General features: G+C 72.3%; 3 protein-coding genes. 2 read left to right on the plus strand and 1 reads right to left on the minus strand.

Annotated features, from left to right (window positions below):
• Positions 1-103: 103 nt before the first annotated feature.
• Entirely contained in the window at positions 104-1,726 is a 1,623-nt protein-coding gene (locus ACFV6I_RS36540) for a cytochrome bc complex cytochrome b subunit (protein WP_380345539.1), read from the minus strand.
• Between the two features lie 395 nt (positions 1,727-2,121).
• Here ACFV6I_RS36540 and ACFV6I_RS36545 point away from each other — a divergent pair, with 395 nt between their 5' ends.
• Both ACFV6I_RS36545 and efeU read left to right on the plus strand, forming a co-directional pair.
• Positions 2,122-2,445, plus strand: a complete 324-nt coding sequence (locus ACFV6I_RS36545) for a hypothetical protein (protein ID WP_380345515.1) — start codon at positions 2,122-2,124, stop codon at positions 2,443-2,445.
• Positions 2,446-2,652: 207 nt separating this feature from the next.
• Positions 2,653-4,673, plus strand: a 2,021-nt coding sequence (gene efeU / locus ACFV6I_RS36550; protein ID WP_380430288.1) for an iron uptake transporter permease EfeU, incomplete at its 3' end; no start/stop codon positions are given.

A 4,673-nucleotide genomic window follows, 5' to 3' on the forward strand; every position in this document is an offset into this window, starting at 1 on the left:
CGGGCCCGGGGGGCCTCGGCCCGGCGGGGGGGCGCCCCGCCGCCCCGCGGGGGGGCCGCCCGCGCGCTCCCGGGCCCGGGGGCCCGGGGGGCGTGCGCGGGGATCAGTGGTGGCCGTGGCCGCTGCTGATCTCCTGGTGCTCCTCGGCGGTGGGCTTGGCGATCTGACTGCCCTCGCCGTAGAAGCCGCGGGAAAGCTTGGCCCTCGCCCGGGCGAACAGCCCGGCCTTGCGGACCACCCCGTTCTCGTCCACCTCCGGCGGCAGGTCCTCCGGCTGCGGCTGCTCGTGCGCGGTGAGGGTGAACATCCGGCCCGGCGGGAGCGGGGCGTGCACCTCGACGAACTCGCCGTGCTGGAGCCGGTTGATGACGCCGGTCTCCCGGCCGTGCAGGACCTTCTCCTTGTCGCGCCGCTGCAGGCCCAGGCACCACCGCTTGGTGACCACGAAGACGACCACCGGCACGACGAAGAAGCCGGTGCGCACCGCGTAGGTGATCGCGTTGATCGACAGCTGGAAGTGGGTGGCGAGCAGGTCGTTGCCGCCGCCGGCCAGCAGGATCAGGTAGAGGCCGATCCAGGCCGCGCCGACGGCCGTGCGCACCGGTGCGTTGCGCGGCCGGTCGGCGATGTGGTGCTCGCCGCGGTCCCCGGTGACCCAGGCCTCCAGGAACGGGTAGCACCAGATGATCAGCAGCACGGTCGGGAAGACCATCAGCGGGACGAACACCCCGAGGTTCAGGGTGTGGCCGCCCCAGACGCTGATCTCCCAGCCGGGCATCACGCGCACCAGGCCCTCGGAGAAGCCCATGTACCAGTCCGGCTGGGCGTCGGTGGACACCTGGTCGGGCCGGTAGGGGCCGTAGGCCCAGATCGGGTTGACGGTGGCGATCGCCGACATGAACGCGACCACGCCGAAGACCAGGAAGAAGAAGCCGCCGGCCTTGGCCATGTAGACCGGCATCAGCGGCATGCCGACCACGTTGTCGTTGGTCCGGCCGGGCCCGGCGAACTGGGTGTGCTTGTGGTAGAAGACCAGGATCAGGTGCGCCGCGAGCAGGCCCACCATGACCCCCGGGATCAGCAGGACGTGCACGGTGAACAGCCGCGGCACGATGTCCTGGCCGGGGAACTCGCCGCCGAACATGAAGAACTGCAGGTACGAGCCGACGATCGGCACGGCCAGGACGGCGCCCTCCATGAACCGGATGCCGGTGCCCGAGAGCAGGTCGTCCGGCAGCGAGTAGCCCATGAAGCCGTCGAACATGCCGAGGAACAGCAGCAGCGCGCCGAAGACCCAGTTGATCTCGCGGGGCTTGCGGAACGCGCCGGTGAAGAAGACGCGCATCATGTGCGTCAGCATCGAGGCGACGAACACGATCGCCGCCCAGTGGTGGACCTGGCGCATCAGCAGGCCGCCGCGCACCTCGAAGCTGATGTCGATGGTCGAGGCGTAGGCCTCCGACATCTGGATGCCCTTGAGCGGGACGTACGAGCCGTCGTAGATGACCTCGCCCATGCTCGGCTTGAAGAAGAGGGTCAGCCAGACGCCGGTGATGATGATGATGACGAAGGTGTAGAGCGCGATCTCGCCCAGCATGAAGGACCAGTGGTCCGGGAAGATCTTGCGCAGATTGGCCTTGGCCAGGGAGTAGATGCCGACCCGGCCGTCGGTCCAGTCGGCCAGGGCCTCGGCCTTGTTCGCGGGGTTGGCGCGCGTGCTGGTCACCGGTCCCGGCTGCGACTGCTGGTCGGTTCTCACGACGGGCTCCCCGGCGTCCTCGGCGTGCCGGGCTGGAGGCCCGCCGGCAAAGACGCCGGCCGGCGAAGTGTTGTGATCATGGGACCTCTCGATACGGGCCCGCCGGCTGAACCGGCACGCGGAGCGGGTGACCCACTGGCCCGTTGCTCAGGGTGATGGAGCGCTTACTCTGTCATGCTGTCGGCAGGGGGCCGACTGTGCACGTCCATCGGTCCGTACGGCCGCTCGTGTCGGTCCGTACGGGGGGTCCTGGCGTCTGATCGGCCGCCGGACGGGTGGCGGTGCTGCGCCCGGGTGCCGCTGAACCGTTTCGGCGCGCGCCGCGTCCGGAGGTCGCGCGATCCCGGGCCTACGCTGCGCCAATGGTGGATCACCCTGAACTCTTCGAGGACGTCACCGCGGCCCTCGCCCGCGCCGGGATCGACGCCGGGTCGGGCCCGTCCCTGCTGCGGATCGGCCATCGGCCGCCGGGGGTGGCGGTCGGCTGGTCGCCGGGGGAGGGGCCGGACGGGCCGCCCTCCCGGGGAGCGCGCGAGGCGGTCAGCGGTGCGGCCGCCGTCGTGCTGCGCGAGTGCGGCTACCTGGTCGCCGAGACGGGCGGCGGCGAGCTGCTGGTGACGCCCGCCGCCGCGCCTGTGGCGGTGCCGGCGGAGCCGGAGGCGGTGCCGGAGCAGTGGTGGGGCTGAGCCGGGCCGGCCCGGCAGCCCTCATACCGAACCCTTACCTGAACGGGGGGTGCTGTTGACCACGGCGGCTCTAAGGTTTGCCTAAGCTAAGTCGAAGCGCCCCGGACCCTCGTGTCCGGGGCGTTCGGCTGTGCCGCGCCGCCGCCACCCGCGGCGGGCCGCCGAGTTCAGGTACGACCCGGGGTGACCGGGGGAGGAGCCCGCTGCATGTGGGATGAGGCGTTTCCCAGCTTTCTGATCGGGCTGCGCGAAGGTCTGGAAGCCGGACTGATCGTGTCGATCCTGGTCGCCACGCTCGTCCGGTTCGGGCACAAGGCCCGGTTGCCGCAGGTGTGGACCGGCGTCGCGGCGGCGATCGCGCTCAGCCTCAGCTTCGGCGCGGTGCTCACCTTCACCGCCGCCAACCTCTCCGGCCACGCCCAGGAGGCGTTCGGCGGGGTGCTGAGCCTGATCGCGGTCGGCTTCGTCACCGCGATGGTGTTCTGGATGCGCCGCTCGGCGCGCACCCTCTCCGCCGAGCTGAAGGAGAAGGTCCAGGCCTCGCTGGCGATGGGCGCCGGCGCGCTGGTGCTCACCAGCTTCCTGGCCGTCGGCCGCGAAGGCCTGGAGACCTCGCTCTTCCTGTGGACCAACGTGCGCACCGCCGGGGAGTCCACCGGGCCGCTGCTCGGCGCGGCCGTCGGCCTGGTGCTCTCGGCCGGCCTCTGCTGGGGCCTGTACCGGCGGGCGCTGAAGATGAACCTCACCCGGTTCTTCACCATCACCGGCGCCGGCCTGATCGTGGTCGCGGCGGGCGTGCTCGGCTACGGCCTGCGCGACCTGCAGGAGTCCGGGCTGGTCGGCGGCGGCAGCTCGTACGCGTTCGACCTGAGCGGCCACCTGGACGCCTCCTCCTGGTACGCCACGCTGGTGCAGGGCACCCTCAACCTGACCGTCACCATGACGGTCCTCCAGGTCGTCGGCTACCTCGCCTACCTGTGCATCGTGATGACGCTGTTCGTCGAGGGCGTCCGCGGCGGCAAGACCGCTCCGGCCCCCGGGAAGGCGGCGCAGGGCGAGGAGACGGCGCAGGACGAGAAGGTTGGGGCGGCCGCGCCCGAGGCCGCCGGGCCGGTGCGGTCCGGACGGCCGCGCTGGGCCGTGCCGACCGCGCTGGTCGCGGTGCCGGTGGTGATCGCCGGGGCCGTGATCGCGGTCAGCGACGGCAAGCAGGGCAGCTCCGCCACCGTGTCCGTCTCCGAGCAGGAGTGCGGCAAGGGCTTCAGCACCCCGCTGCCCGGCCAGCAGGTGTTCCAGATGCACAACACCGGCGACAAGGTCTCCGAGGTCTACCTGGTCAACCCGGCCAGCGGCGCCGTCTACGGCGAGATCGAGGGCCTGGCCCCCGGCACCACCCGCGCGCTGACCGCGACCATCGGCTCCGGCGACTACGCCTGGCGCTGCGTACCCACCGGCGGCACCTCCGTCACCTCGGCCGCCGTGCACGTCACCGGCGGCGGCCAGGTCAAGGCCGTCAAGCCGGTCGCCGAGGACGACCTCAAGGGCCCGCTCGACGCCTACAAGGACTACGTCAACAAGGGCCTCGCGACCCTGCTGACGCAGACCCAGAAGCTCCAGGCCGACGTCCACGGCGGCGACCTCGCCACCGCCAAGGCCGACTGGCTCACCGCCCACCTCCAGTACGCCTCGCTCGGCGCCGCCTACGGCACCTTCGCCGACCTCGACGGCAAGATCGACGGCCGGCCCGACGGGCTTGCCGACAAGGCCCAGGACAAGGACTTCACCGGCTTCCTGCGCCTGGAGTACGGCCTCTGGCACGGCCAGTCCGCCGCCGACCTGACGCCCGTCGCCGACCAGCTGGCCGCCGATGTCGCCAAGCTCGGGCAGGACTTCCCCGGCCAGGACTTCGACCCCGGAGACCTTCCGCTGCGCGCCCACGAGATCCTGGAGAACACCCTCCAGTTCGAGCTCACCGGCGACACCGACCAGGGCAGCGGCACCAACCTGGCCACCACCCAGGCCAACCTGGCCGGCACCCGGGAACTGCTGACCGTCCTGCAGCCGCTGCTCGACGAGCGCGACCCGCAGCTGCTCACCCGCGTCGACGCCGGGATGAAGCGGGTCGGGGCGCGGGTGGCCGGCGCCCCCCAACCCGCGGGCGGGAGCGCGCGGGCGCCGCGCCCCCCCCGCGCCCCCCCCCCGCGCCACCGGGGCCCGGGGCCGCGGGG

It is taken from the genome of Kitasatospora sp. NPDC059803, assembly GCF_042732255.1.
GTDB lineage: Bacteria > Actinomycetota > Actinomycetes > Streptomycetales > Streptomycetaceae > Kitasatospora.